Genomic DNA, 24,727 nt, shown 5'->3' with positions numbered 1-24,727 from the left:
CGGAGCGTCCGCCCACGCGACCGCGGCGCGCGGCGCCCTCTATGAGCCGCGTTCCGGGCCTTCGATCTCCGACGCGCCGCCCGTGGTCGCTGCGGCTTCGGCAGGCACGCACCGCACCGGCACCTGCCTCTCCAGTGCAGGGCGCGCACCGGTGTCGGACTGCTCCAATCCATCGAAACATTTTAGCCTGAGAGTCTCATGCCGAGACAGTCTAGGCCGGTGGTTTAACACCCTTTTCAATGGCAAGGCCCCCATGATCGTCGGCCTGCTCCGCGATCGCGCGCCCGCGGACAGCATGGCCCGCAATGAGGATCCGAGCGCCGATCCATTGGAGAACCATCATGTCCGTGAGCGAAATGTCCGCGCGGTCTAGTTCCGTCCTCTCGCTGCTGCGGGAGCTCGGACGGCCTCCCTCGGCGCAGCCGGCCTCCGGTGATGCCAACGACCTGATCAAGACGGCCCAGGGCCTGTCACCCGCTCCGGGCCCTGCCGCCCGACAAGCCTCGGGCGCCGCGGTCATCTTCAACGTCACCCAAGCGGAGCGGGACGCGGCAGCGCAGAGGGCGAAAGAACCTCGGTCCATCATCATCGCTATCGGTCAGAGCCAAGTCGCCGAGCGGTTTGACAACTGGGGGGCCGTGGAAGACCGTATCCGTAGCGACCGCACAATGACCGACAAGGAGAAAAATCTACAACTTGCAGCGATCAAGGATGAGCCGGAGAATGATAGATATCGAAGTGAATTCGCTCAATCAGATTTCTACATTGCCCTTCTATCTGGTGAATTCAAGCGCGCGATGGACGCTGCTGTCGAGACAGATCGCGCGAATGACATGGCAGAGGCTGCAGAATTCTTTAAGACTTACATTTCCGGGCCGCCGGTCCTCAGTCTCTCACGCAACGCCGATGCCTGATAGTCGCGGACGAAAGGCATTTTAAGACATCAGATCCTGCGCGGCGTGCGCGCAGGATCTGCCAAGCTTACGAAATTACGACCATCGCTGATGCGCTTAATGAATAAGATGTCGTTTGCCGTGATCGCCGTGGGCGGGACCCCCGACAACCAGGCCTCCGACCCACCGCCGACCTGAAGCCGCGCAGACCTCGAGGCATCGAGAACATCGACCGTCAGGATTGAAGGGCCGCGCGCGACGGTATCGGCGCCGCCCGGGCCGTCCCACATAAGATCGATGCCGCCACCGGCGACGGAGCGGAAGGCGGCCGCGTCGAGCGCGGCGGACAGCTTTCGTCAGCTCAGGCTTTGGGACCAGGGGTCCCTGGATCGCCCTGTCCCGCTTCCCTGATATCATCGCCCCCCGTCGGACCGCCGCTTCGCGGGCGGCGCGAGGTCGGATCGCCAGCCCTCCCGACATCGGGGCGAAGAGGCGCGCCGCTCTCGCGCCAGGGCAGCCCGCGAGCCGAACGTCCCGAAAACGGTCGGTCTGCGCAGCCGGGACGGTCGCGAACGCCGCCGCGCTCCGGTCCTCGCTGGGCACCACGATGTCGGGCGGGTCCCGCCCCTGCCGTTCCCCGTCCCGACGCCGCGCGAACCGTCGGGCTGGCGGCGTCCCCCGCGCAGGCGGCCCGCGGGAGGCGGGGCAAGTCCGCAACGATGTCCGCGACGATGTCGGCAACAATTCTGGGGGCTGCGCACGAAACGCGCTCCGCTTGCTTGGGACAAACCGGTGGTTCAGGCCTCCGCCCGCACACGCAGCCGGTGCCAGCAGGTGCAGAGATAGCCTTTGTGGTTCCAGACATCGTCCGGTAGCGCCGGCTGCGTTTGGCCGGCGGCATCCCAGGCGCGGACGGCGAGCTCGTGTTCGCCTGGCGGCAGATCCAGGTCCACGCTCCAGAAGGTCCAGGCGAACGGCGCATCCGTCTCGTGCTCGAGGTCGGCCTGCCTCCAGGACCGGCCTCCATTCCCGGAGACATCGACACGGACAATGGCCCTGTCGCCACTCACCGCGTAGCCGCGGACCCGGTTCGGACCGGCCTTGAGGGTGGCGCCGCGGTCCGGTTCGCAGATCGCCGCGTTCAGCGGCATCGTGTCGATGGTGTGCCCCCGGGTCGGGTCCGCGCTCTCCGCGGTCACGTCGGGCGGGTACAGCTTGTAATCGTCGGCCTGAATCGGGTTGTCGGACGGGTGGCGCTGCACCGCGAGGCGGCGGAGCCATTTCGGGCTGCGCACGCCGGCAAAGCCCGGTACGACGGCGCGGACCGGGAAGCCGTGCTCGGGCAGCAGAGGCGCGCCGTTCATGGCGTGGGCGAGCAAGGTCTCGGGCGCCATGGCCTTGGCGAGGGGGATCGAGGCTCCGTAGGGGCGCCCCTCCACGCGGTCGTGGCACTCGAAGGCCACATGGAGGCCGGCGTCGTCCGTGACCCCGAACGCGCGCAGGACGTCGCCGAGCCGGACGCCGGTCCACGCCGCCGTTCCGATGGCCCCGGCATCCCAAGGATCGCCGGAGACCGGGGCAACCGCACGCAGGTCGGCACGACGATTCCCGGCGCACTGCATCGTGGCCGTGACCGTGACTTCGGGGAAGCGGGTCTGCAGGTCGTGCAGCGACAGCTCGCCCGTGACACCGTCTCCGCCCTCGACGGTAAGCCTCCAGGTTTCCGGTTCGAGATCCGGCAGGTCGCCATGCGAGCGGACATAGAAGTCCTCTGCCGGGGTCCGGTAGGCGGCACGGAGGCGGCCGAGGGGCGGTTCGGCATTGTAGGGCTGGTCGCCATGGACGATCAGGCGAGCCTTTCGCTCAGAGGGGCTCGACATCGCGGCTTCCGTTCGGGTGAGGACACGGACGTGAACGCGCCGGCGGCGGTAAGGCTCAATCGCGGACCCGAGGGACGACGCCGCGCGCGGAGCGGCGTCGCGCGCCGTCGCCCGAGGGCCGAGGGCCGAAGAACGGACGGTCCGGAGACGCGCAGGGCCTCGTCGGGATACTTGGTCGGGATACCTGGTCGGGGTCGCAAGCCGTCCCGCGCCGGGTCGAGCGGATCGGGTGCCGTTCCCGGCGCAGGGCCAAGTGAGGGCCAAGTGAGGGTCAAGTCAGCGTCATCGGTCGGCCCGCGCGGCGCACCCCGCCTCACGCGCCCCGGATCGGCAGCCCCGTCTCGATCACCCGGGCCCAGAGCGAGGCACCGTAGGGCGCGGCGGCGTCGTTGAAGTCGTAGTCGGGGTGGTGCAGGCCGGCGCTGTCGCCGTTGCCGAGGAAGATGTAGGCGCCGGGGCGGTGGGCGAGCATGTAGGAGAAATCCTCCGCCGCCATCATGGGCGCCACGGCCCGGTCGATCCCGGCCTCGCCGACGAGTTCCGCCGCCACGTCGGCGATGAAGTCCGTCTCCGCCGGGTGGTTCTCGGTGATGGGATAGCCGCTGTTGAATTCGATGGTGCCCGTGGCGCCGAAGCCCCGCGGCACGTGGGTGACGATCGCGCTGATCCGGTCCTGGACCAGGGCCCGCATCGGCTTCGAGAGCGCCCGCATGGTGCCCCGCAGGACCACGCATTGCGGCAGCACGTTGAAGGCCTCCCCCGCCTCCAGGGCGCAGACCGAGACCACCGCGCTCTCCAGGGGATCGACGGTGCGCGACACCACGGATTGCAGGGCCGTGATCACGTGGCTGGCCACCAGCACGCTGTCGATGGCGTTGTGCGGCTGGGCGGCGTGGCCGCCCCGTCCCGTGATGGTGATGGTGAAGCGGTCCGTGGAGGCCATGATCGGGCCCGGCCGAATGGCGAAGGTGCCCAGCGCCTGGCCCGGGATGTTGTGCATGCCGTAGACGGTCTCGACGCCGAAGCGCTCCATCATGCCGTCGCGGACCATGGCCTCGCCGCCGCCGCCGCCCTCCTCGGCCGGCTGGAAGATCAGCACCGCCGTGCCGTCGAAGTCCCGGGTCTCGGCCAGGTACTTCGCCGCCCCGAGCAGCATCGCGGTGTGCCCGTCATGCCCGCAGGCATGCATCTTTCCCGGCACCGTGGAGCGGTAGGGCAGGTCGCGCGCCTCCTGGATCGGCAGGGCATCCATGTCGGCGCGCAGGCCGATGGCCCGGTTCGAGCCGTGGGCGCGGCCCCGGATCACGCCGACGACGCCGGTGCGGCCGATGCCGGTGGCGACCGTGTCGCAGCCGAAGGCCCGCAGCTTGTCGGCGACGAAGCCGGCGGTGCGGTGGACGTCGTATTGCAGCTCGGGATGCGCGTGGAGATCCTGGCGCCAGGCGGCGATCTCGTCCGCGAAGGCGGCGATCCGGTCGAGGACGGGCATGGACAGCGACTTTCGAGAGGCGACGGCTCTCAAGGGGGGACGCGCCGGGGTTGCGACGCCGTTCACCCAGCAAACAAGAGGCCAGGAATGCGGTCAACGCTTCCCGCGTCGCGAAGGCGCCCCTTCGGGGTCGCGCTCCCCCTGCCGCGGTGTCGCGCCGGTCAAGCCTTCTCCGGTCAGGCTTTCGCCGGCCATGCCCTGCCGGCCAAGCCCTGCCGGCCGCTGGCGAGGTCGTCGAGGATCGGGCAGTCGGGCCGGGCGTCGCCGCCGCAATGGGCGGCGAGGTCCTCCAGGGTGCGGGCCATGCCGTCCAGGGCGTCAATCCGGCGCCGCAGGTCCGCCACGTGGTCGAGGGCGAGGCGGCGCACCTGGGCGCTCGCCCGCGAGCGGTCGTGCCAGAGGGCGAGGAGCGCCCGGATGTCCTCCATGGTGAAGCCGAGGTCGCGGGCCCGGCGCACGAAGCGCAGGGCGTGGAGGTCGGCCCCGGTTTAGAGGCGGTAGCCCGCGGCCGTCCGGCCGGCCGGCGCCAGCAGGCCGGTCTCCTCGTAGTAGCGGATCATCTTGGCCGAGACGCCGGTGGCGCGGGCGGCCTCGCCGATGGTGATCGCCCCCGCGCTCATGCCCCGCCCCCCGGGGTCGCCGCCCCCGGGGTCGTCACCCTGCCGCCGGCCCGGCGCAGGCGCAGGGCGTTGGCGAGGACGAAGACGCTCGACAGCGCCATGGCGCCGGCGGCGAGGACCGGCGAGAGCAGCGGCCCGCCGACGGCGTGGAGCAGCCCCGCCGCCACCGGGATCAGCGCGACGTTGTAGGCAAAGGCCCAGAACAGGTTCTGGCGGATGTTGCGCATCACCGCGGCCGAGAGCCGGAGGGCGCTGACCAGGCCCGAGAGGGCGCCCGACATCAGCACCACGTCGGCGGCGTCCACCGCGATGTCGGTGCCGGTGCCGATGGCGATCCCCACATCGGCCTCGGCCAGGGCCGGCGCGTCGTTGATGCCGTCGCCCACGAAGGCCACCGCGCCGTGGCGGGCGCGCAGGGCCTGCACCGCCGCGACCTTGCCGCCGGGCAGGATCTCGGCCGCGACCGACGCGATGCCGAGGGTGCGGGCCACGGCCTCCGCGGCCGCCTGCCCGTCCCCGGTGACCATCGCCACCACGAGGCCGCGGGCGCGCAGGGCCGCGACGGCGTCCGCCGCGCCGGGCTTGATCGGGTCCGCCACGGCCATCACGGCGGCGAGGCGCCCGTCGAGGGCGACGTAGAGGGGGCTGCGGCCGTCCCGGGCGAGGCGGTCGGCCTCGGTCTCCAGGGCCCCGGCGGCGATGCCGCGGCGATCGAGGAAGCGCTTGGCCCCCACCACGACCGCGCGGCCCTCCACCGTGCCGGCGATGCCGTAGCCGGGCTCCGCCGCGAAGTCCGTCACCGATCCGAGGGCCAGGCCGCGCGCCGCGGCCGCCGCCACGAGGCTGCGGGCGACGGGGTGCTCGGAGCGGGATTCGAGGCTCGCGGCCAGGCGCAGGGCCTCGTCCGCCGCGATGCCCGGCGCGGCGACGAGGTCGGTGAGGGTCGGGCGGCCGAGGGTCAGCGTTCCGGTCTTGTCGAGGGCGACGACCCGGACCGCGCGCAGGCGCTGGAGCGCGCCGCCGTTGCGGAACAGCACGCCGAGCTCCGCCGCCCGGCCGGTGCCGACCATGATCGAGGTCGGGGTCGCGAGGCCCATGGCGCAGGGGCAGGCGATGATGAGCACCGCTATGGCGTTGACCAGCGCGAGGCCGAGGGCGGGGGCGTCGGCGGAGCTCGGGCCGAAGGCGAGCCAGCCCGCGAAGGTCGCCGCCGCGGCGGCGATGACCGCCGGCACGAACCAGCCCGTGACCCGGTCGACCAGGGCCTGGATCGGCAGCTTGGCGCCCTGCGCCGCCTCGACCATGCGGACGATCCGGGCGAGCACGGTCTCGGCTCCGACGGAATCCACCCGCAGGTCGAAGCTGCCATGGGTGTTGAGGGTGCCGCCCACCGCCCCGTCGCCGGGCGCCTTGGCCACCGGCACCGGCTCGCCGGTGATCATGCTCTCGTCGACGTAGCTCGACCCGGAGACCAGGGTGCCGTCGGCGGCCACCCGCTCGCCCGGGCGGACCCGGACCACGTCCCCGCGCCGGAGGCTGGCCTGGGCCACCTCCGTCTCGACGCCGTCGCGGATCACCCGCGCGGTGGCGGGGCTGAGGCCGACCAGGCGCGCGATGGCCGCGCCCGTCCGCCCCCTGGCCCGCGCCTCGAGGGTCCGGCCGAGGAGGATCAGCGTGACGATGAGGGTCGCGGCCTCGAAGTAGAGATGGGCCGTCCCGGGCGGGAGCAGCTCCGGCGCCAGGACCGCGACCAGGGAATAGAGGTAGGCGGCGCCGGACCCGAGGGCCACGAGGGCGTTCATGTCCGGATGGCCGCGGACCAGGGCGGGCAGGCCCTGGCGGAAGAAGCGGACCCCGGGTCCGGCGAGCACCAGGGTGGCGAGGCCGGCCTGGATCCAGCCGGCCCCGGCGCCGAGCGCGCCGTGAACCGCGTGGCCGAAGCCCGGGACGAGGTGGCCGCCCATGTCGAGGACGACGACGGGCGCCGACAGGACGGCCGCGGCGACGAGGTCGCGGCGCAGGCCCGCCCCCTCCCGCGCCTGGCGCGCCTCCCGGGCCGCGACCGGTGCCTCGGCCGGGTCCTCGCCCGGGGCCTGCGGCTGGTAGCCCGCCTTCACGACCGCGGCCTCCAGGTCCCGGCGCGCCACCAGCCCCTCGGGGTGGCGGATTTCGGCGCGACCGGTGGCGAGGTTGACCGCGACCGCCGTGACGTCCGGGACGGCGGCCAGCGCGCGCTCCACCCGGCCGACGCAGGAGGCGCAGGACAGCCCGGCGATCTCCAGGGCCGTGACGGTCTCCGGCACCCCGTAGCCCGCCCGGGCGACGGCCTCCACCGCCGCGGCGCCCGGCCCGGGCAGACGCAGCTCGGCCCGACCGGTGGCGAGGTTGACCGAGACCTCCTGGGCCCCGGGCAGCGCCCGGAGCGCCCGCTCGACCCGCCCGACGCAGGAGGCGCAGGACAGCCCCTCCACCGGAAAGCCGAGGCGCCGGCCGGGCGTGGGAATCGCGGAATCGAGGAGCGGGCGCTTGTCCATGTCCCCCATGTGGGGGTTCCCATGGTGGGAAGGTCAAGGGGGTCGGTGGCAGCCGCCCGGCGCGCCCCCCGCGCGTCGCGCCGCGGCGGCGCGACGGACGGACGCTAGGCCGACACGGGAGGGGACACGTTCAGGTCCCGGTACCAGGCGTCCATGCGATCGACCCTGAGCGCCTGCGCGTTCGTGCCGGCCGCCCCGCGCAGTTCGCCCCGAAGCCGGTTCGGGGCGACGCCGTAGAAATCCTTGAAGACGCGCGAGCAGTGACTCAGGCTCGCGAAGCCGAAATCGTAGGCCATGACCTTCATCGGGCGGCCCTCGTACGGCGTCAGGAGCGCGGACCTGAACCGGGCGACGCGGCGCCGGATGATCGCGCGCTCGATCCCCCCGGACCTCTGAAACGCCCGGTACAGGGCGCTCCGCGACAGGCCGATGCCGCGCGCCACGGCCTCCACGTCGAGGTCCTGGCGGCCCAGGTTGGCGTCGATGAACAGCTCCGCCCGGAGCCGCCTGGAGCGATCGATCTCCGCTTCGTCGATCCGCCCCTGGCCGGTGAGCCGGGTGCTTCCGACGAAGGACGCCAGCAGATCCGCGATCATGAGCGCGCTGTCGGCGCCGGGATCGACGCCGAGGCCGGACGCCTGCCGCGCCAGGGACAGGACCGCCGCCCCCAGGGGGCCGGAGTTCCGCGGCAGGATCCGTCCGTGCAGGCCTCGGGCGTCCGGCAGCACCGCGTCGAGGCATGCACGCGGCAGGGTCACGGTGACGTAATCGGCATCCGCCACCAGGGTCCGCTGCGGCAGCGTCGCATCGAACAGGAGGGCGTCCCCCGGCGCGAGTGTCCGCTCCTCGCCCAAGGGGCCGCCGGCCATGCGGCCCGAACGCAGAACCTGAAGGTGGAAGTGCTCGAAACCGTCGCGCCGGATCTGCGCGGGGTCGCGTCGGTGCTCGACCCCGACCAGCTGCCGGTCGAACAGCGTGCAACGGGGAAAGCTGTAGGCCGTCACCGCGGATTCGAACGTGTCCCCCAGCCGGTAGGTGGTCGAGCCGCTCGCCCGGACGAGGTCGTGGTAGGTCCCGAAGGCATTCGGAACGTCGTTCCTCAGGACCGTCCGGTGCGGCACGATCCGGCCGGCAGCCACCGGAATCGCCGTGTCTTTCCCGAGCGACGGCTCTTCCCTAAGCGACGGGTCTTGCCTGATCGACGGGTCTGCCCCGAGCGACATGCCTTCCCTGATCAACGCCAGAGCCCCCGCGGATCGTCACGCGACCGCATCGGAGATGCGACCCACGTCCGTTCGCGGGCGAGCATCGTGATAGGCGATCGACGGCGCGGTGCAACCACAGGCTCGATCCTCGGGCCCGCACGAGCGCGGCCTCCCCCTACCGCCGCCGGCCCCAGATGCCGGCGCGCTCGGAGCGGGCCTGCTCCTCGGCGGCCAGGAGGTCGGCCGGCGCGTCCTCGGCGGCGCGGGCGCCGCCGGCCGTGAGGATCAGGGAGGCGAGATCGTCGCCGTCGATCTGGCAGCGGAGCTGCTCGGCGGCCGCCTCGGCACCGGCCGCGGCGGTGCACGTCACCTCGCGACGGCGCAGGTAGCGCGCGAGCTGCCGGGCGAGCGCCCCGCCCTCGCCCTCGACGCCGAGGAGGCGGACGGTACGGCCGCGGAAGGCCAGGGTGCCGGTATCGACCACCTCCGGCACGCCGCGGATGCCGGGCGCGGCGGCGCTGGCGGCGGCCTCGCGGGCGGGCGCCGGCTCGGCCCGGGCCGGCTCGCCGCGGGCCGCCGAGGGGCGCTTGCGGCCCTTGGCCAGCTGCGCCGTCGCCCGCTGGACGAAGTCGTGGAAGATGCTCGCCGGAAGATCGCCGCCGCCGACGCGGTTCATGGAGGAATTGTCGTCGTTGCCGACCCAGACGCCGACCACGAGGTCCGGCGTCATGCCGATGAACCAGGCATCGCGATAATCCTGGGTCGTGCCGGTCTTGCCGCCCACCGGCAGGCCGGCGACCCGGGCCGCCTTGCCGGTGCCGCCGTCGACCACGGCCTGGAGGGAATCGAGCATCATCGCCCGGGCCTCGGTGGGGATCGCGGTGCCGCCCTTGGCGTCGGCGCGCAGGAAGAGCGGCTGCGGCTGGGCGCCCCGGATGGCGTGGACGCTGTGCGTGTCCACCGGCGCGGCCCCGGCCAGCACCCCCGCGTAGGCGCGGGTCATCTCGAGCAGCGTCACCTCGGCCGAGCCGAGGGCCAGGCTCGGCACGTTGGGCAGGTCCGCGGTCACGCCCATCCGGTGGGCGGTGGCGATGACCGCCGGGATGCCGACCTCGTCGGCGAGCTGCGCCGCCACGGTGTTGATCGACTGCGCGAAGGCGCTGCGCAGGGGGACCGCGCCCTTGAACCGGCCCGTCGCGTTCTGCGGCTCCCAGTCGCCGATCTGGATCGGCCGGTCGACCAGCACCGTGTCGGGGTTGAAGCCGTTCTCGTAGGCCGTGAGGTAGACGAAGAGCTTGAACAGCGAGCCGGGCTGGCGCTTGGCCTGGGTGGCCCGGTTGAACTGGCTGTCCTCGTAGTCGCGCCCGCCCACCAGGGCGAGGATCGCGCCCTCCTTGTTGAGCACCACCATGGCGCCCTGGCTGGCCTTCTTCTTGGCCCCCTCGGCATCGAGGCGCCGGGCGATCACCCCCTCGGCGAGGCTCTGCAGGTCGAGGTTGAGGGTGGTCCGCACGGTGACGTCGCCCGGTGCGTCGGCGAGCTTCTTCGACTCGGCCGAGACCATGTCGAGGAAGTAGTTGGTGCCCGGCGGCGTCTCGGGAGGCGTCCGCAGGGTGATGGTCTGGGCCCGGGCCTTGTCGGCCTCGGCCGCCGTGATGGCGCCGGTCTCGACCATGGCCTGCAGCACCACGTCGGCGCGCTCCTTGGCGCCGCCGAAGTTCCGGGTCGGAGCCAGCTGCGAGGGCGCGCGCACGAGGCCGGCCAGCATCGCGGCCTCCGGCAGGGTCAGGGCCTTGGCGCCCTTGCCGAAGTAGCGCCGGGCGGCGGCATCGACGCCGTAGGCCCCGGCCCCGAAATAGGCGGTGTTGAGGTAGCCGAGCAGGATCTCGTCCTTCGACATCGTCGCCTCGACGCGCAGGGCCAGGAACGCCTCCTGGATCTTGCGCCGCAGCGACTTCTCCTGGTTCAGGGAGACGAGCCGGGCATATTGCTGGGTGATCGTCGAGCCGCCCTCGCGCACGCCGCCGCCGACGGCGTTGCGGTACACGGCGCGCAGGAGACCGCGGGGGTCGATGCCCCAGTGGGAGCGGAAGCGCCGGTCCTCGATCGCGATGATCGCCTGGCCGAGATGGGGCGGCATCTCCGCCGCCGTCAGCTTCTGGCCCTGGAAGGCCCCGCGGGTGGCGAAGACCCGGCCGTCATCGGCCTCGACGGTGAGCGCCCGCTGCCCGGCCTCCGGCACCACGCCGCCCAGGGGCGGCAGGGTGGCGAAGCTGTAGAGGACGAGCCCGGCCAGGGCGACCATCGGCAGCAGGACGACCGCCAGGGCGGCGGCGAGCCAGGGATGGCGGCGCAGGCGTGCGGGCAGGCCGGCGGCGCGGGCCGGCGGCTCCCGTGCAGGCTCGGCCGCGGGCGTCGGTCCCGCGGCGGGCGCGGCATGGGCGAGGGGTTGCGGGCCGGCCGGCGCGCGGGGGCGGATGCGGTCGGCCCATCCCTGCCAGGCGGGCCCCGCCGCCCGCGCCGCGCCGGCGGCCCGGCGCCCGGCCCCCCGCGCCGCGCCCATGGCGAGCACGCCGAGCTGGCGGCCGAGGATCCGGGCCGCCGCCGCGGCTTCCCGCGCCGCGGCGCGCGTGTCCTCGGTCTCCGGCCCGCCGGCGGGGCGTGGTCCAGGGGCCGGCTGGGGCGGGTCGACCCGCTCGAGGCGCGGGCGGTCCGGGTCGGGGGAGGTCATCGCGGGCCATGGTCACGGGGGGCGGCGCTCAGCAGCGAAGCGCCGCGCGGTGTCGGGTCAGTTCTAGACCATCTCGCGCGGGCAAAGCTACGCCGTTCCGGGACGCCCCAGGGGGCCGGGCCGGCCCGCCTCCGCATGGCGGCCGCGCAGGCGGAAGGCCAGCAGGACCAGCAGGAGTCCGAACACCATCGCGTAGCTGCCGATCCACCAGGTCAGCACCAGGGCCGACAGGCCGGGATTGATCAGGAGCGCGATGCCGAACAGGATCGAGACGCCGCCGCCGAGCACCAGCCACCAGCGCCCGTAATGGGCATGCAGGCGGAAGCCCGCCGCGACCATCAGGCCGCCGGTGACGAGGGCCCAGAACGCCACGAGATAGACGAAGGCCCAGACGGCCGCCGCCGGCACGAGCACGGCCGCGACGCCGACGACGATGTCGAGGAGCCCTTCGAGGAGGAGGAAACCCCAGCGCGCGTGGCGCTGGGCGGCCCGCACCGAGGCGACGATTCCGACGATGCCGTCCACCAGCATGTAGGCGGCGAAGAACAGCACGAGGGAGAGGACGAAGGCGCCCGGCGCCACGAAGGCGATCAGCCCGAACAGGATGGCGACCACCCCGCGCAGCGCCATCAACCACCAGTTGCGGGCCAGCACCGTACTCATCGCATCGAGACGCGCCCCCGCGTCGAGACGATCAAGGCCGCCCGGACCGGCGGCACCCGGTGGCGACAGGGGAGAACCGGCGGTCATACGCGCCTCCTGCAGCTTGCGGACGGACCGCGACCCGGCCCCTCGATCCCGAAAACGCGCGCCGGATTTCGGACGTTCCGTCCGGTCGCGGACGCGGTCCGCAAATGTGATCCGCCACCGGAACAATCGCCTGCGCTACTTCTTGTTGTCGCCGAGGCGGGAATTTCGGGCGGCGCGGTTTCGATCGCGCGGCCCCTGGACGCGTTCGGACGATCAGTCGATGCTTCAGGATCAGCAGGCCGTGGGGAGCCAGCCCGCACGGGGCGAGTCGGTGCGGCCATCCGATGCGGACGGCTCCCAAGCGCAGGCATCGAACGCGCGGGCGCCCGGAGAGGCGCCGCCGGAGGATACCGGAGCGCGCGACCGCGCCGGCGAGTCCGCCGGCGAGACCGATCCGGCCCAGGAGTCCGACGGGAGCGCGGACAAGAAGCCGAACATCCTGCGCCGGCATCCGTTCTGGGCCCTCGGCATCGCGGTCGCGGTCGTTGCCCTGGCGGCCGGCGCGTACGTCTATTGGCTGACTCGCCTGCACCCGTTCGAATCCACCGACGACGCCTTCGTCGATGCGCGGCAATTCTCCATCGCGCCGAAGGTCGCCGGCTACATCGTCGACGTGCCGGTCACCGACAACCAGCATGTCGAGACCGGGGCCGTCCTGTTCCAGATCGACCGGCGCGACTACGAGGTCGCCCTGGCGCAGGCCCGGGCGCAGGTCGCCTCGGCGGAGGCCTCGATCCGCAACTTCGACGCGCAGATCGAGGGCCAGAAGGCGCAGGTCTCGGCCTCCCAGGCGGAGGTGACCCAGGCCGAGGCCTCGTTGAAGTTCGCCCGGGAGGACGCGGCCCGCTACCGCGACCTCGCCGAGAAGGGCGCGGGCACGATCCAGCGCTCGCAATCCTCCGCCTCGACCCTCGACCAGCAGCAGGCCGCCTACGACCGCGCGAAAGCCACCCTCGTCGCGGCGCGCACCCAGGTCGGCGCGCTCGCCGCGCAGAAGGCGGGGGCCGAGGCCAGCCTCGCCACCGGCCGGGCCCAGGTGGCGCAGGCCGAACTCAACCTCGGCTACACCACCGTCACGGCGGCCCAGCCGGGCCGGATGGTGCAGCTGTCGGGGGCCAGGGGACAGTTCGCCCAGGCCGGGCAGACGCTGTCGACCTTCGTGCCCGACGACATCTGGGTGATCGCGAACTACAAGGAGACGCAGATCACCGACATGCGGCCGGGCCAGCACGCCGATATCGCGATCGACGCCTACCCGGACCGCAAGATCACCGGGCACGTCGATTCGGTGCAGCCCGGCTCCGGCACCGCCTTCAGCCTGCTTCCGGCCCAGAACGCCACCGGCAACTACGTGAAGGTGGTCCAGCGCATCCCGGTGAAGATCGTAGTCGACCAGTGGCCCACCGACGTCGCCATCGGGCCCGGCATGTCGATCGTGCCGCGGGTGCACGTCCGGTGACGGGCATCGCGCGATGAGCGCCGCCGCGGCGGAGGCCGGCGGGGCCTCGGACGCCTCCGCCAAGGCCCCGGGCGGGCACAATCCCTGGGCCATCGCCCTCGTGGTCTCGCTGGCGACCTTCATGGAGGTGCTCGACACCACCATCGCCAACGTGGCCCTGCGCTACATCTCCGGCGGCCTCGCGGTGGGCCCGGACGAGGCGGCTTGGGTGGTGACGAGCTACCTCGTGGCCAACGCCATCGTGCTCACGGCCTCGAGCTTCCTCGCCAAGCGATTCGGGCGAAAAGCCTTCTTCATGTGGAGCATCGCGCTCTTCACCGTGGCCTCGGTGCTGTGCGGCTTCGCCTGGAACCTCGAATCGCTCCTGGTCTTCCGGGTGCTCCAGGGGCTGGGCGGGGGCGGCATGGCGCCGCTGGCCCAGTCGATCCTGGCCGATTCGTTCCCGCCGGCGAAGCGGGGCCAAGCCTTCGCCCTCTATGGGCTCGCCGTGGTGGTGGCCCCCGTGATCGGCCCGACCCTGGGCGGCTGGCTCTCCGACAACGTCTCCTGGCACTGGTGCTTCCTCATCAACGGCCCCATCGGCCTGATCGCCCTCGGGCTGATGCACCTGCTGCTGGAGGACCCGAAGGGCGCCGTGGAGGAGCGGCGGCGCCTGCGCCGCGAGGGCGTGCGCTTCGACCTGGTGGGGTTCCTGCTCGTCGCCACCTTCCTGGGGGCGCTCGAGGTCGTCCTCGACGAGGGCCAGCGCAAGGACTGGTTCGGCTCGAACTTCATCGTGGTGTTCGCGGTGATCTGCGTCGTCGCCTTCGTGGCGATGATCCCCTGGGAGCTGACCCGGAAGAACCCGGTGGTGGATCTCCGGCTCCTGGGCAGCCGCCAGTTTGGCGCCTGCTTCCTGGTGATGATGGCCACGGGCGCGATCCTGATCGCCACGACGCAGTTCGTACCGCAGCTGGTGCAGGAATATTACGGCTACACCGCCACCCTCGCCGGCCTCGTCCTGGCGCCGGGCGGCCTCGTCACGGTGTTCATGATGCTGGTGATCGGCCGGATCTCGGGGAAGGTGCAGCCGAAATACCTGATCGCGCTGGGCGCCGCGATCGTCTCCGCGGCGATGTACGACCTCACCCGCCTCTACGGCGACACCAGCTTCTGGTTCTTCGCCTGGTCGCGCATCTATATCGGCATCGGCCTGCCGATGATCTTCATCTCGATCACCGCCGCTTCCTACGAGGGCATCGAGAAGGGCCAGACCGACCAGGCCTCGGCGCTGATCAACGTGGCCCGCAACGTCGGCGGCTCGATGGGCGTGAGCCTCGCCCAGAACGTGCTCGCCTACCGGCAGCAATTCCACCAGAGCCGGCTCGGGGAGAGCGTCTCCAGCGCCAACCCGAACTACCAGGAGACCCTGCGGGCGGCGACGCAGTACTTCCAGGCCCATGGGGCGTCCGGGGTCGAGGCGCAGAACCAGGCGATGGCCTGGATCGGCCAGCAGCTCCAGACCCAGGTGGCGTACTGGGGCTACATCGACGTGTTCTGGTCGCTCTGCCTCGTCTCCGGCGCGGCGGTGCCGCTCGCGATGATCCTCAGCAAGGTCAAGCTCGGCGGCGGCGCACCGGCCGGGCACTGAACCAGGCCGCGTCTGGGCTCACTCGGCCGGTGTGGTCGCCTCGGTGACGTGGACGCGTCCGGCCTGGGCCGGGACGGGGACCGCGTCGGTCTCGATCTCCGTGAGGGTCACCTCGGATTTCAGCTCCGGGGCCGCGAGGGCGGCCACGCCCTCGTAGCGGTCGAGGCGGCGGTCGATCATGCCGCCGATCTTTTCGCGGACCTCGGCGACCGTGAGGCTGCGGCGGCCCTTGCCGGCCTTCTCGGTGAACAGGCTGCGGTTCGCTTTCGCCGCGGCCTTGAACACCTGCTTGGCGACCTGGCCCGGCTTCTCGGCGGTGAGCGCGAGGAAGCGGCCGGCGCTGGCGGTGCCGAGGAAATGCGCGAAGTAGAGCTCCGCGGTGGAGAGGTCGCGACCGATGCGCTGCTCGATCCGGCCCTTGTCGCGGTTGATGAGCTCGCCCGCCATCAGGGCGGCGACGTAGGGGTCCTGGCGCAGGCGTAGCACGCGGGTCCGCGTCGCCTCGTCGGCGATCGTGATGGCGCTGCCGCGCCCCTTCACCGCCGCCGCCTCGTCGGCGAGCCCATGGCGGGCGCCGTAGGTGCGGATCAGCTCGAGCCAGGTGCCCGACAGGAACTGGAACAGGCCCTCGGCGGAGGAGGTCGAGGCCTTCACCTTGGTGGCGAAGCTCGATTCCTTGTCGGCCAGCGCCATCATGTAGACTGGGTCGACGCCGGTTTCCGTGGCGGCCCGCAGGATGGTGTCGACGATCTCGCGCGGCACCGCCATGTCGCCGAAGCGCAGTCGCTCGGCGCCGGAGGCGTCGCGGCTCGGGGCGAGGGAGGCGAGGTCGCTCTCGATCAGCGACAGCGTCGCGGGTTCCTGCTCGACCACGGGAACCCCGGCCCAGTCGGACGCGTTAGGGGTCTCGGGAACAGGCGCGGACTGGTCCCGGACGAGAGCCTGCGCCGTCAGGGCGCGCTCGTCGATCCGGTCATGGGCCGCCGCGGCGGGTGCCAGGGCGTTCTGCGGCAGCGCGCCGCCCAGCAGCACGCCGGTGACGAGCGTCGCGAGGGTCCGGCGGCGGAGAGTGGCGAAGGTCCGGCGCGTCCTGCGCTCGGTCCGCGGCAGCCATGCCACGGTCGGGTCTGCGTCGAAGGTCTCGTTGGGCACGAGACGGCTCACGTCGTCGGCGCAGAGCGCCGGCTCCGGGAAAACCCCCATCATTGGTCCTTGTTCGTACCGCTGCCTTCGTCGGGCGCGGCTTCGTTGTCGTTCAGCGAGGGGACGTCTCGCCGGTTGCTGTGACCAGAATGGGACAGCTCCGTGATTCAACGATGGCAGGCTTAACGTTGGGTTAAGCCATTGTATTTACGAATTTTTAATGGATCGTTCGGTGGCCGTTCAGGTGCACCGCGTCAAAAAGGCGTCCTGGCCAGGGTTGGAACGCAACCCCGGAAGCCCAGTTAGTGAGGGCTGAGCGGAACGGCCCCCAGGTTGGGACAGGCTCCCGTTCGCCTGAAGAAGGAAGCCGTTTTCCAATGAGCATGCAGACCGGTCGCCGCGTCGGCGTTGCGTTCGTTGGCATGGGTGGCGCTGTCGCCACCACCGCCATCGCAGGCATCGAGATGATTAAATCCGGATCGAACCGCCTCGATGGCCTGCCCCTGGCGGGCGTCCCGGTCGCCGGGATGGCCGACTACAAGGACCTCGTGTTCGGCGGATGGGATCTGAACGACGATGACCTCGCCTCCGCCGCCACCGGCCACGGCGTTCTCACCGCGCAGGATATCGAGAATGGCGCCCAGGTCCTGAAGGGCATCAAGCCCTGGCCGGCCGTCGGCAGCGCCAAGTTCTGCAAGAACATCGAGGGTGCCAACCGCATCGTCGCCAAGGATCACCGCGAGGCGGTCTCGGTCATCGCCAACGACCTGCGCCGCTTCAAGGCCGAGAGCAATCTCGACGAGGTCGTGGTCATCAACCTCGCCTCCACCGAGCGCTGGCCCGATCTGTCCGACCCGACCCTGAACTCGACGGCCGCCTTCGAGAAGGGCCTCGACAGCAGCGACGAGTCGATCAGCCCGGCGATGCTCTACGCCTATGCGGCGATCAAGAGCGGCGTGCCCTACGCCAACTTCACCCCGAGCGTGGCCGCCGATGTGCCGGCCCTGCTCGAACTGGCCAAGGAGATGAACGTCCCCGTGGCCGGCAAGGACGGCAAGACCGGCCAGACCATGATGAAGACGGTCCTGGCCCCGGCCCTCAAGGCCCGCGCCCTGCACGTGGACGGCTGGTTCTCCACCAACATCCTCGGCAACCGCGACGGTCTGGCCCTGAACGACAAGGACTCGCTCCAGTCGAAGCTCAACACCAAGGGCACGGTGCTCGACTCGATCCTCGGCTACCCGGTCGAGGACCACCTCGTGCACATCCACTATTACCGCCCCCGCGGTGACGACAAGGAAGCCTGGGACAACATCGATGTCAGCGGCTTCATGGGCCAGCGGATGCAGATCAAGGTCAACTTCCTCTGCAAGGACTCGATCCTGGCCGCCCCCCTCGTCATCGAGATCGCCCGCGTCCTCGAGCTCGCCAAGCAGCGCGGCGACGGCGGTGTCCAGGAGCAGCTCTCGAGCTTCTTCAAGGCCCCGATGGTGAAGAACGGCCACGGCCCCGAGCATGACTTCGGCAAGCAGCAGACCATGCTGCTCGAGTGGCTCGGCACGCACTGATGTCGACGCAGACGGAGGGCGCCGGTCCCGCGGCCCCGCTGGCGCTTCGCGCCCTCCTCGTCGAGGTCAACGACCTCAAGCGCGTGCACGCCGCCGGGCGGACGGGCTCCATCGCCGAGCGCCTGTTCGCGCAAGGCTGGGGCGCTCTCACCGGGGGCGCCGCGCCAGAGGCCGTCGCCCTCGACATCACCGCCAAGGCCCTCGCCGCGGCCCGCCTCTGCGATCTCGACGCCGCGTTCCTCAGCGCCGCCGGGCTCGACGAGCGGGCAACGGCGGATGTCCTGGTGGCGGGTTTCGATGCCGTCACCGACAGCGTCGCCTCCAGCCTGCGGGACCGCCTCCGGGGGGCCCTGCGCGCGCCGGAAAGCTTCGTGCCGGGTCCCCTGCCGGGCTTCGTCGCCGCCCTGGCGCATCAGCCCCGCGCCGGCGTCACCTGCCCCGGCAAGCCCCGCATCCTGCTGGAGCCGCCGGAGAACCATGCCGAGCATTGCCTGATGGTGGCGGTCTACGGCGTCGTGCTGAGCCCGTTCTACCGAGCCGACCCGACCCAGGTCTTCCTCGCCGCCATGGCCCATCACTTCCACAATGCCGCGATGCCGGATGCCGGCTTTACCGGCGAGATGCTGTTGGGCGACCACCTCCTGCCGATCATGGCCCGCACCACGCAATGGGCGCTCGACGAACTCGACCCAGCCCTGCGCGAGACGGTCGAGCGGGCGCGCAGCGTCCTGCCCGACGACGCCACGGCGGAAGGCCGGGCCTTCCACGCGGCCGACTGCATCGACCGCGTGCTGCAGATCGCCCAGCACCTGCGGGCCGCGACCCTGACCATGGGCACGGTTCTCGACGAGATGGAGCTCGTCCATGCGGGTCCGGTGAAAGGCTTCCACGACCGCGTGCTCAAGGACATGCAGATCCCGTGATTTCACCTCGCGACCGCGCGGGCGCCCCGTCATGATCCCCTTCGATCTTCGCTCGCCGGAGACCGGCGAGCCCCTCAAGGCCGATACCCCCCACTCGCTGCGCGAGGCGGAGAGCGGCGCGCGCTGGCCGGTGATCGACGGCATCCCCTACCTGCGCACCAACCGCGCCGACCTCGTCGCGCAGACGCTAAAGCGGCTCGATGCCGGCGAGGCGGACCTCGCCCTCGAAGGTCTGCTCGCCGACCAGGACGACTGGTGGACCGGGCCGCCGGCCGACCCTCTGGAGCTGCACGAACTCGTGCGCGCGCGGGACAAGCATTCCCTGCGCGATGCGGTGCGGCTCCTCGGCTGGGGCCGGGTCGGCGACTACTTCCTGCATCGCTGGACCGACCCGACCTTCCTGGCCGGCCTCACCCTGCTCGAAGCGCACTGGAACAACCCGGTCTGCGTCTTCGAGTTCGCCTGCGGCATCGGCCACTACCTGCGCGAATTCCAGACCCGCGGCATCAAGGTCTCGGGCGCCGACGTCGTCTTCGCGAAGCTCTGGGTCGCGCGCCACTGGGTGGTGGGCAAGTCGGCACAGCTCGTCTGCTTCGATGCCCATTCGCCCCACTGGCCGATCCCGGACGCGCCGGTCGACCTCGTGGTCTGCAACGACGCCTTCTACTTCCTCGACCGCAAGGCCGAGGTGCTGGAATGCCTGCGCCAGAATGCCGGCGACGACGGCTGGCTTGCCGTCAGCCACATCCACAACAGCGACCGACCGGGCTTCTCGGCGGGTCGCGCCGTCTCGGCGGCCGAGATCGACGAGCTCTTCCCCGACGGTCTCGTCTACGACGACGACGACCTGACGCGGGCCATGCTGGAGCGGCGCGCCCCCTCCCCCCGCAAGCCCCAGGACCTGACCGGCTGCGAGGCCTTCTCGGTGGTGGCGGGCCCGGGCATGCGCCCGGCCCCCCGCCCCGTGATCGACGGCATTACCGTGCCGCGCCCGGGCCGGACCCTGCGCATCAACCCGCTCTTCGTCTCCGAGGGCGGCGCGGAACACGCGATCCGCTGGCCCTCCGAGCGCTACGAGGCCGAGTACGCCGCCCGTGCCACCTATCCGTCGACCTATGCCGGGCCGGACAGTCTCGACTGGCAGGGCGACCTCGATTCGCCCGAGGCCGACCGGGTCCGCGACCGGACCTATGTCGACCTTCCGGAGCGCTGGTGATGGCGTCGGAGCAGGACCCCGTCGCCTGGGGCATCGTCGGCTACGGCTGGGTCGCACGCGACTACATGGCGCCGGGCATCCGCGCGGCCGGGCATCGGCTCGTCGCCGTCGCGGATCCAGGCGAGGCCTCCCGCGCGGCGGCCGAGGCCGAGGGCGCCCGGGCCTATGCGCGGCTCGAAGACCTCGTGAACGATCCGGAGGTCGAGGCCGTCTACGTCGCCACCCCTAACCATCTGCACCGGGAGGCGATCGAGGCGCTGGCGGGCTCCGGCAAGGCGATCCTGTGCGAGAAGCCGATGGCGGCCTCCCTCGACGAGGCCGAGGCCATGGTCGCGGCGCTGCGCGGCGGGGAGACGTTCTACGGCACCGCCTTCGACCAGCGCCACCACCCGGCCCACCGGGCCATGCGGGACGCGATCCGCGCGGGCCGGCTCGGGACCGTCACGGCGATCCGCATCGTCTATGCCTGCTGGCTGCCGAGCACGTGGACGTCCTTCGCCGGCCAGGACAACTGGCGCATCGACCCGGCCAAGGCCGGCGGCGGCGCCCTGATGGATCTCGCTCCGCACGGCCTCGATCTCGTCGATTTCCTCCTCGACGAATCGATCCACGACCTCGCCGCCCTGACCCAGGCGCGGGCGCAGGACTACGCCGTCGACGACGGCGCCCTCCTGATCGGGCGCACGCCCTCCGGCGTCCTCGCCAACCTGCACGTCGCCTACAATTGCCCGGACGCCCTGCCCCGCCGCCGTCTCGAAGTGACCGGCACCGGGGGCCTGCTGACGGCCATCGACACGATGGGCCAGGTGGCGGGCGGCAGCCTTTCGTTCACCGACGGGTCAACCGGCCTGTCCGACACTCTGCCCTTCGACGGGGAGGCCTCGCCTTTCCTCGAACAGGTGAAGGCCTTCGGCTCGGCCCTGCGCCGGCCGGCGGAGCGCGAGGCCTACAGCGCGACCCGCGACCTTCACACCATGCGCTTGCTGGCCCGCGCCTACGCCGCGTTGCCCTGAGGAACGGAACACCACGACCGTGAACGAGCAGGACCAGGACGACCGCGCCCGCCACAGCCGGATCAAGGCGCCGCGCGCCTACACCCACGGCGCCCCCCGCCGGATCGAGGGCCTCCCGGCCGCTCTACCCGAGCCCGTGCGCACCTATCTCGACATCCTGCCGGAGGGCCGCATCGTCGGCTTCCCCCTGGCGCCCCTCGACCGCACCGGCATCCCGGTCTGGTTCGTGTCGCTGTTCCTCGACGACCCGTTCTTCGTCGGCGCCATGCCGAGCGGCATCGGCTACGGCGCCACCGACGACGAGGCCATCATCGGCGCGGTGGCGGAGATCGCCGAGAACCTGATGCCGTCGCTCGCCGTGATGCCGCGCAAGAAGGAGCGCGCCAGCTACGACGACCTCGTGCGCGTCTACGGCGCCGGCGCGGTGGCGGATCCCCTGACGCTCTGCCTGCCGGCCGGCAGCCCGGTGGGGCGCGGCACCACCCTCGAATGGACGCCCACCCTCCGCGCCCGCAGCGGCGAGACGGTGCTGATGCCGCTCGACATCGCCGCCACCGACTATTTCGAGCTGTCGGAGGGCTACAAGCCCTTCACCAACCTCATCACCAACGGTCTCGGCGCCGGGCCGGACGTGCCGTTCGCACTGGGCCACGGCCTGCTCGAACTGCTGCAGCGCGACGGCAACGGCCTGCTGTTCCGGGCCCTCGACCAGGGCGTGATGCTCGATCTCTCGGAGGGCCTCGGCCCCGAGACGCGCGGCATGCTCGACCGGCTGGACGAGCTCGGGATCAAGGCCCTGCCGAAATTCGCCACCGACCAGTTCGGCCTGACCAACCTCTACGTCGTCGGCCACGACCGCAACCTCGCCGACACGCCGGTGCCGATCGCCCTCTCGGCCTGCGGCGAGGCCTGCGATCCGGATCGCGAGCGGGCCCTGCGCAAGGCGCTCCTCGAATTCCAGGCCGCCCGCGTGCGCAAGGCCTTCGGCCATGGGCCGCTCTCCTTCGCCGAACGGGTCACGCCCCCGGGCTACGTCAAGGCCTTCATCGACAAGGCGCTGCCGAGCCTCGATCTCGAGGAGAGCCGCGCCCTCAAGGCGATGCTCGAATGGATCGTGCAGCCGCCGGAGGGCATCGCCGCCACCCTGCGCGACACCGTCTATTCCGAGCGCTCGACCAAGCGCTTCACCGACCTGCCGACCACGGAGGCGCCGGACGGCCACGCCCGCGGCCGCATCGCCCGCGAGCGCCTGGAGCAGGCCGGCTTCGACGTCCTCTACGTCGATTGCTCGCCGCCCGGCGGCGGCGTCGGCGTGGTCAAGGCCATCGTGCCGGGGCTCGAGGTCGAGACCATGAGCTACCACCGCATCGGCGCGCGCAACACGCAGAAGCTCATCGACCGCGACCACCCGCTGATCCGTTTCGGCGCGGCCACCGACACCCTCAAGCCCGTGCGCCTGCCCCCGGAGGCGATCGAGCGCTTCGGCGGCCAGCCGCTGTTCGACACCGCCCTCGCCGACCGGATCGTCGGCGCGCACTACCCGCTCTACCGCGAGCCGGAATCGCACCACGCGCCGTTCCGTCTGGCCCAGCAGGGCCGTGCCGCATGAGCCTGCGCTTCGCCTACAACACCAACGGCACCGCCCATCACCGCCTCGACGATGCGATCGATCTCATCGCCGAGGCCGGCTACCAGGGCGTGGCGCTGACCCTCGACATCCACCACCTCGACCCCTTCGCCGAGAGCTGGCGGCCGGAGGCGCAGCGCGTGTCGAGCCGGCTCCAGCGCCTCGGCCTGGGCTCGGTGATCGAGACCGGCGCGCGCTTCCTCCTCGACCCCAAGGCCAAGCACGAGCCGACCCTGGTGAGCGGCGATGCCGCCGGCCGGGCCCGCCGGATCGGCTTCCTCAAGCGCGCCGTCGACATCGCGGCGATCCTGCATTCCGAGGCGGTCTCGTTCTGGGCCGGCGTGCCGAAGCCTGGCATCGATCCCACCGAGGCCCAGGGCTGGCTGCGGGAGGGGCTGACCGAGATCGTCGCCTACGCCGCCGCGCAGAACGTGGTCGCCTGCCTGGAGCCCGAGCCCGGCATGCTGATCGAGACCCTGGACGACTACGCCGCCCTCGACCTGCCGGGGCTGAAGCTCGCCCTCGACACCGGCCACTGCCTCGTCACCGGCGAGCGCGACCCGGCGGTGGCGGTCGCGGAATTCGCCGACCGCCTCGGCACCGTGGCGATCGAGGACATGGCGCGGGGCGTCCACATCCACCTGCCCTTCGGCGAGGGTGACATGGACGTGCCGGGCGTGCTGGCGGCCCTCGACGCGATCCGGTTCGACCGGTTGATCTGCGTGGAGCTCTCCCGCGAGAGCCACCGGGCCGACCTGATGGTACCGGCCTCGCTGAAATACCTCCGCGATTGCCGCAATCCGAACCCGGGAGCCTCCGCGTGAGGATCTGCTTCGTCTCGCGCCGCTACTTCCCGGCGATCTCCGGCATGAGCGTCTACGCGCAGAATCTCCTGCGCGAGCTGGTCGAGGCCGGCCACGACGTGACGATGATCTCCCAGTACCGCGGCGACGCCTTCGGCACCCGCGTCTACGGCGGCGGCCCGCCCCCCGCCGTGCCGGGCGTCACCGTCATCGGCCTGGAACAGGTGGGCGAGCAGGAGAGCGGCGATTTCGAGCGCGACATCGACACCATGGTGGCGACGATCCGCGCCGAACACGCCCGGAAGCCCTTCGACATCCTGCACGCGCAGTACGGCTACCCGACCGGCTGGGCCACACTCCTGGCCTCGCGGACAATCGGCGTGCCGAACGTGGTCTCGATCCAGGGCGGCGACGGCCACTGGGTCGGCTCCTGCTGCGAGACCCACCGGGTCGCCATGTGCGAGGTGCTGGCCCATGCCAACGCCCTGCTGATCGGCGGCGCCTCCTTCGTCCAGGAGGTCTGCGACCGGCTCGGCTCGGACCCCGCCCGCTTCACCATCGTGCCCGGCGCCGTCGACACCGCGCGTTTCACGCCGGGGCCCGGCGACCATCCCGGTCCGGTGCGGCTGTTCTATCACGGCCGCGTCGACCGCCGGAAAGGCGTGCTCGACTTCATCGACGCCCTGGCGCTCGTGCGCGCCCGCGCGATCCCGTTCGAGGCGATCATCTCCGGCATCGGGCCCGACGTGGAATCCTCGAAGGCCCGCGCGGCGGACTTGAACTTCTCCGAGGCCGAGATCCGCTTCACCGGCTACGCCGACTACGACACCGTGCCGGACCTCTACCGGGCGGCAGACGTCTTCGTGTCGCCGACCTATGCGGAGGGGTTCTCCAACACGATCCTGGAGGCGATGGCGGCCGGGCTCGCGGTGGTCTCGACCCACTCGGTCGGCGTCTCGGACTGCCTGCGCGACGACGAGAACGGCCTCCTGGTCCAGCCGGGCGACGTGCCGGCCCTGGCCGAGGCCCTCGCCCGGGTGATCGAGGACGCGCCCCTGCGCAAGCGCCTCGCCGCGGACGGCTTGGCCGAGTGCCGCCGGGTCTATTCCTGGCGCGCGGTGGGCCGGCAGATCATGGAGGTCTATGCCGGCATCGCCCGGACGCGTCCGGCCACCGACTTCCCGACGGTCTTGCCGCACGATCCGTCCTGCCGCTTCCGCGCCGAACCGCACCTGCTCTGAGC

Annotated in this window: 17 protein-coding genes and 1 pseudogene; 10 read left to right on the top strand and 8 right to left on the bottom strand. The window is 71.8% G+C overall.

Going from position 1 to position 24,727, the window contains the following annotated elements; translation table 11 throughout:
- The first annotated feature begins 341 nt into the window (after positions 1-341).
- The gene (locus tag ASF58_RS05410; protein WP_055948174.1) at positions 342-914 is read left to right on the top strand and encodes a hypothetical protein; all 573 of its coding nucleotides are present in this window, start codon (positions 342-344) and stop codon (positions 912-914) included.
- Positions 915-1,690: 776 nt separating this feature from the next.
- Here ASF58_RS05410 and ASF58_RS05400 read toward each other — a convergent pair.
- From ASF58_RS05400 to ASF58_RS05370, 7 genes and pseudogenes are all read right to left on the bottom strand, one after another.
- On the bottom strand, positions 1,691-2,773 hold the full coding sequence (locus ASF58_RS05400) for a molybdopterin-dependent oxidoreductase (RefSeq protein WP_055948169.1): 1,083 nt from the start codon (positions 2,771-2,773) through the stop codon (positions 1,691-1,693).
- Positions 2,774-3,086: 313 nt separating this feature from the next.
- On the bottom strand, positions 3,087-4,262 hold the full coding sequence (locus ASF58_RS05395) for a M20 aminoacylase family protein (RefSeq protein WP_055948166.1): 1,176 nt from the start codon (positions 4,260-4,262) through the stop codon (positions 3,087-3,089).
- Positions 4,263-4,438: 176 nt separating this feature from the next.
- Positions 4,439-4,882: pseudogene (cueR, locus tag ASF58_RS05390) on the bottom strand (Cu(I)-responsive transcriptional regulator).
- Positions 4,879-7,416: a heavy metal translocating P-type ATPase gene (locus tag ASF58_RS05385; RefSeq protein WP_055948921.1), complete on the bottom strand. Its 2,538-nt coding sequence runs from the start codon at positions 7,414-7,416 to the stop codon at positions 4,879-4,881. The pseudogene cueR and the gene ASF58_RS05385 overlap by 4 nt, the downstream one beginning before the upstream one ends.
- 104 nt (positions 7,417-7,520) lie before the next feature.
- Positions 7,521-8,555, bottom strand: coding sequence for a helix-turn-helix domain-containing protein (locus ASF58_RS05380; RefSeq protein ID WP_055948163.1), 1,035 nt, complete (start codon positions 8,553-8,555; stop codon positions 7,521-7,523).
- 241 nt (positions 8,556-8,796) lie between these two features.
- The gene (locus ASF58_RS05375) at positions 8,797-11,352 is read right to left on the bottom strand and encodes a PBP1A family penicillin-binding protein (protein ID WP_055948160.1); all 2,556 of its coding nucleotides are present in this window, start codon (positions 11,350-11,352) and stop codon (positions 8,797-8,799) included.
- 87 nt (positions 11,353-11,439) lie between these two features.
- Positions 11,440-12,015, bottom strand: coding sequence for an HdeD family acid-resistance protein (locus tag ASF58_RS05370; protein WP_244477205.1), 576 nt, complete (start codon positions 12,013-12,015; stop codon positions 11,440-11,442).
- A 307-nt stretch (positions 12,016-12,322) separates the two neighbouring features.
- On the opposite strand from ASF58_RS05370, the gene ASF58_RS05365 reads away from it, so the two are divergent.
- Positions 12,323-13,561 (top strand): HlyD family secretion protein, encoded by a 1,239-nt coding sequence (locus tag ASF58_RS05365; RefSeq protein ID WP_055948154.1) that lies wholly within the window; start codon positions 12,323-12,325, stop codon positions 13,559-13,561.
- A gap of 13 nt (positions 13,562-13,574) precedes the next feature.
- Positions 13,575-15,191: a DHA2 family efflux MFS transporter permease subunit gene (locus tag ASF58_RS05360; protein ID WP_055948152.1), complete on the top strand. Its 1,617-nt coding sequence runs from the start codon at positions 13,575-13,577 to the stop codon at positions 15,189-15,191.
- Positions 15,192-15,209: 18 nt separating this feature from the next.
- On the opposite strand, the gene ASF58_RS05355 is transcribed toward ASF58_RS05360, so the two are convergent.
- Positions 15,210-16,394: a transglycosylase SLT domain-containing protein gene (locus tag ASF58_RS05355; RefSeq protein WP_055948918.1), complete on the bottom strand. Its 1,185-nt coding sequence runs from the start codon at positions 16,392-16,394 to the stop codon at positions 15,210-15,212.
- Between the two features lie 317 nt (positions 16,395-16,711).
- On the opposite strand from ASF58_RS05355, the gene ASF58_RS05350 reads away from it, so the two are divergent.
- From ASF58_RS05350 to ASF58_RS05320, 7 genes are read left to right on the top strand one after another with little or no spacing between them, the layout of a single operon-like run.
- Positions 16,712-17,902 (top strand): inositol-3-phosphate synthase, encoded by a 1,191-nt coding sequence (locus ASF58_RS05350; RefSeq protein ID WP_055948149.1) that lies wholly within the window; start codon positions 16,712-16,714, stop codon positions 17,900-17,902.
- Complete coding sequence (locus ASF58_RS05345; RefSeq protein WP_055948147.1) at positions 17,902-18,825, top strand: hypothetical protein; 924 nt, start codon at positions 17,902-17,904, stop codon at positions 18,823-18,825. Before ASF58_RS05350 ends, ASF58_RS05345 begins: the two co-directional genes overlap by 1 nt.
- A 31-nt stretch (positions 18,826-18,856) precedes the next feature.
- On the top strand, positions 18,857-20,041 hold the full coding sequence (locus ASF58_RS05340; RefSeq protein WP_055948144.1) for a methyltransferase domain-containing protein: 1,185 nt from the start codon (positions 18,857-18,859) through the stop codon (positions 20,039-20,041).
- Complete coding sequence (locus ASF58_RS05335) at positions 20,041-21,054, top strand: Gfo/Idh/MocA family oxidoreductase (RefSeq protein ID WP_055948140.1); 1,014 nt, start codon at positions 20,041-20,043, stop codon at positions 21,052-21,054. Before ASF58_RS05340 ends, ASF58_RS05335 begins: the two co-directional genes overlap by 1 nt.
- A gap of 19 nt (positions 21,055-21,073) precedes the next feature.
- Positions 21,074-22,663 carry a YcaO-like family protein gene (locus ASF58_RS05330; protein ID WP_055948138.1) on the top strand — a complete coding sequence of 530 codons (1,590 nt, stop codon included), beginning with the start codon at positions 21,074-21,076 and terminating at the stop codon, positions 22,661-22,663.
- Positions 22,660-23,505 (top strand): sugar phosphate isomerase/epimerase family protein, encoded by an 846-nt coding sequence (locus ASF58_RS05325; protein ID WP_055948135.1) that lies wholly within the window; start codon positions 22,660-22,662, stop codon positions 23,503-23,505. The genes ASF58_RS05330 and ASF58_RS05325 overlap by 4 nt, the downstream gene beginning before the upstream one ends.
- The gene (locus tag ASF58_RS05320) at positions 23,502-24,725 is read left to right on the top strand and encodes a glycosyltransferase family 4 protein (RefSeq protein ID WP_055948133.1); all 1,224 of its coding nucleotides are present in this window, start codon (positions 23,502-23,504) and stop codon (positions 24,723-24,725) included. Before ASF58_RS05325 ends, ASF58_RS05320 begins: the two co-directional genes overlap by 4 nt.
- The last annotated feature ends 2 nt before the right edge of the window (positions 24,726-24,727 follow it).

The sequence above is a fragment of the Methylobacterium sp. Leaf125 genome, assembly GCF_001423085.1.
In the GTDB taxonomy this organism is placed as follows: domain Bacteria; phylum Pseudomonadota; class Alphaproteobacteria; order Rhizobiales; family Beijerinckiaceae; genus Methylobacterium.
This window is presented reverse-complemented; position numbering and strand designations above follow the sequence as displayed.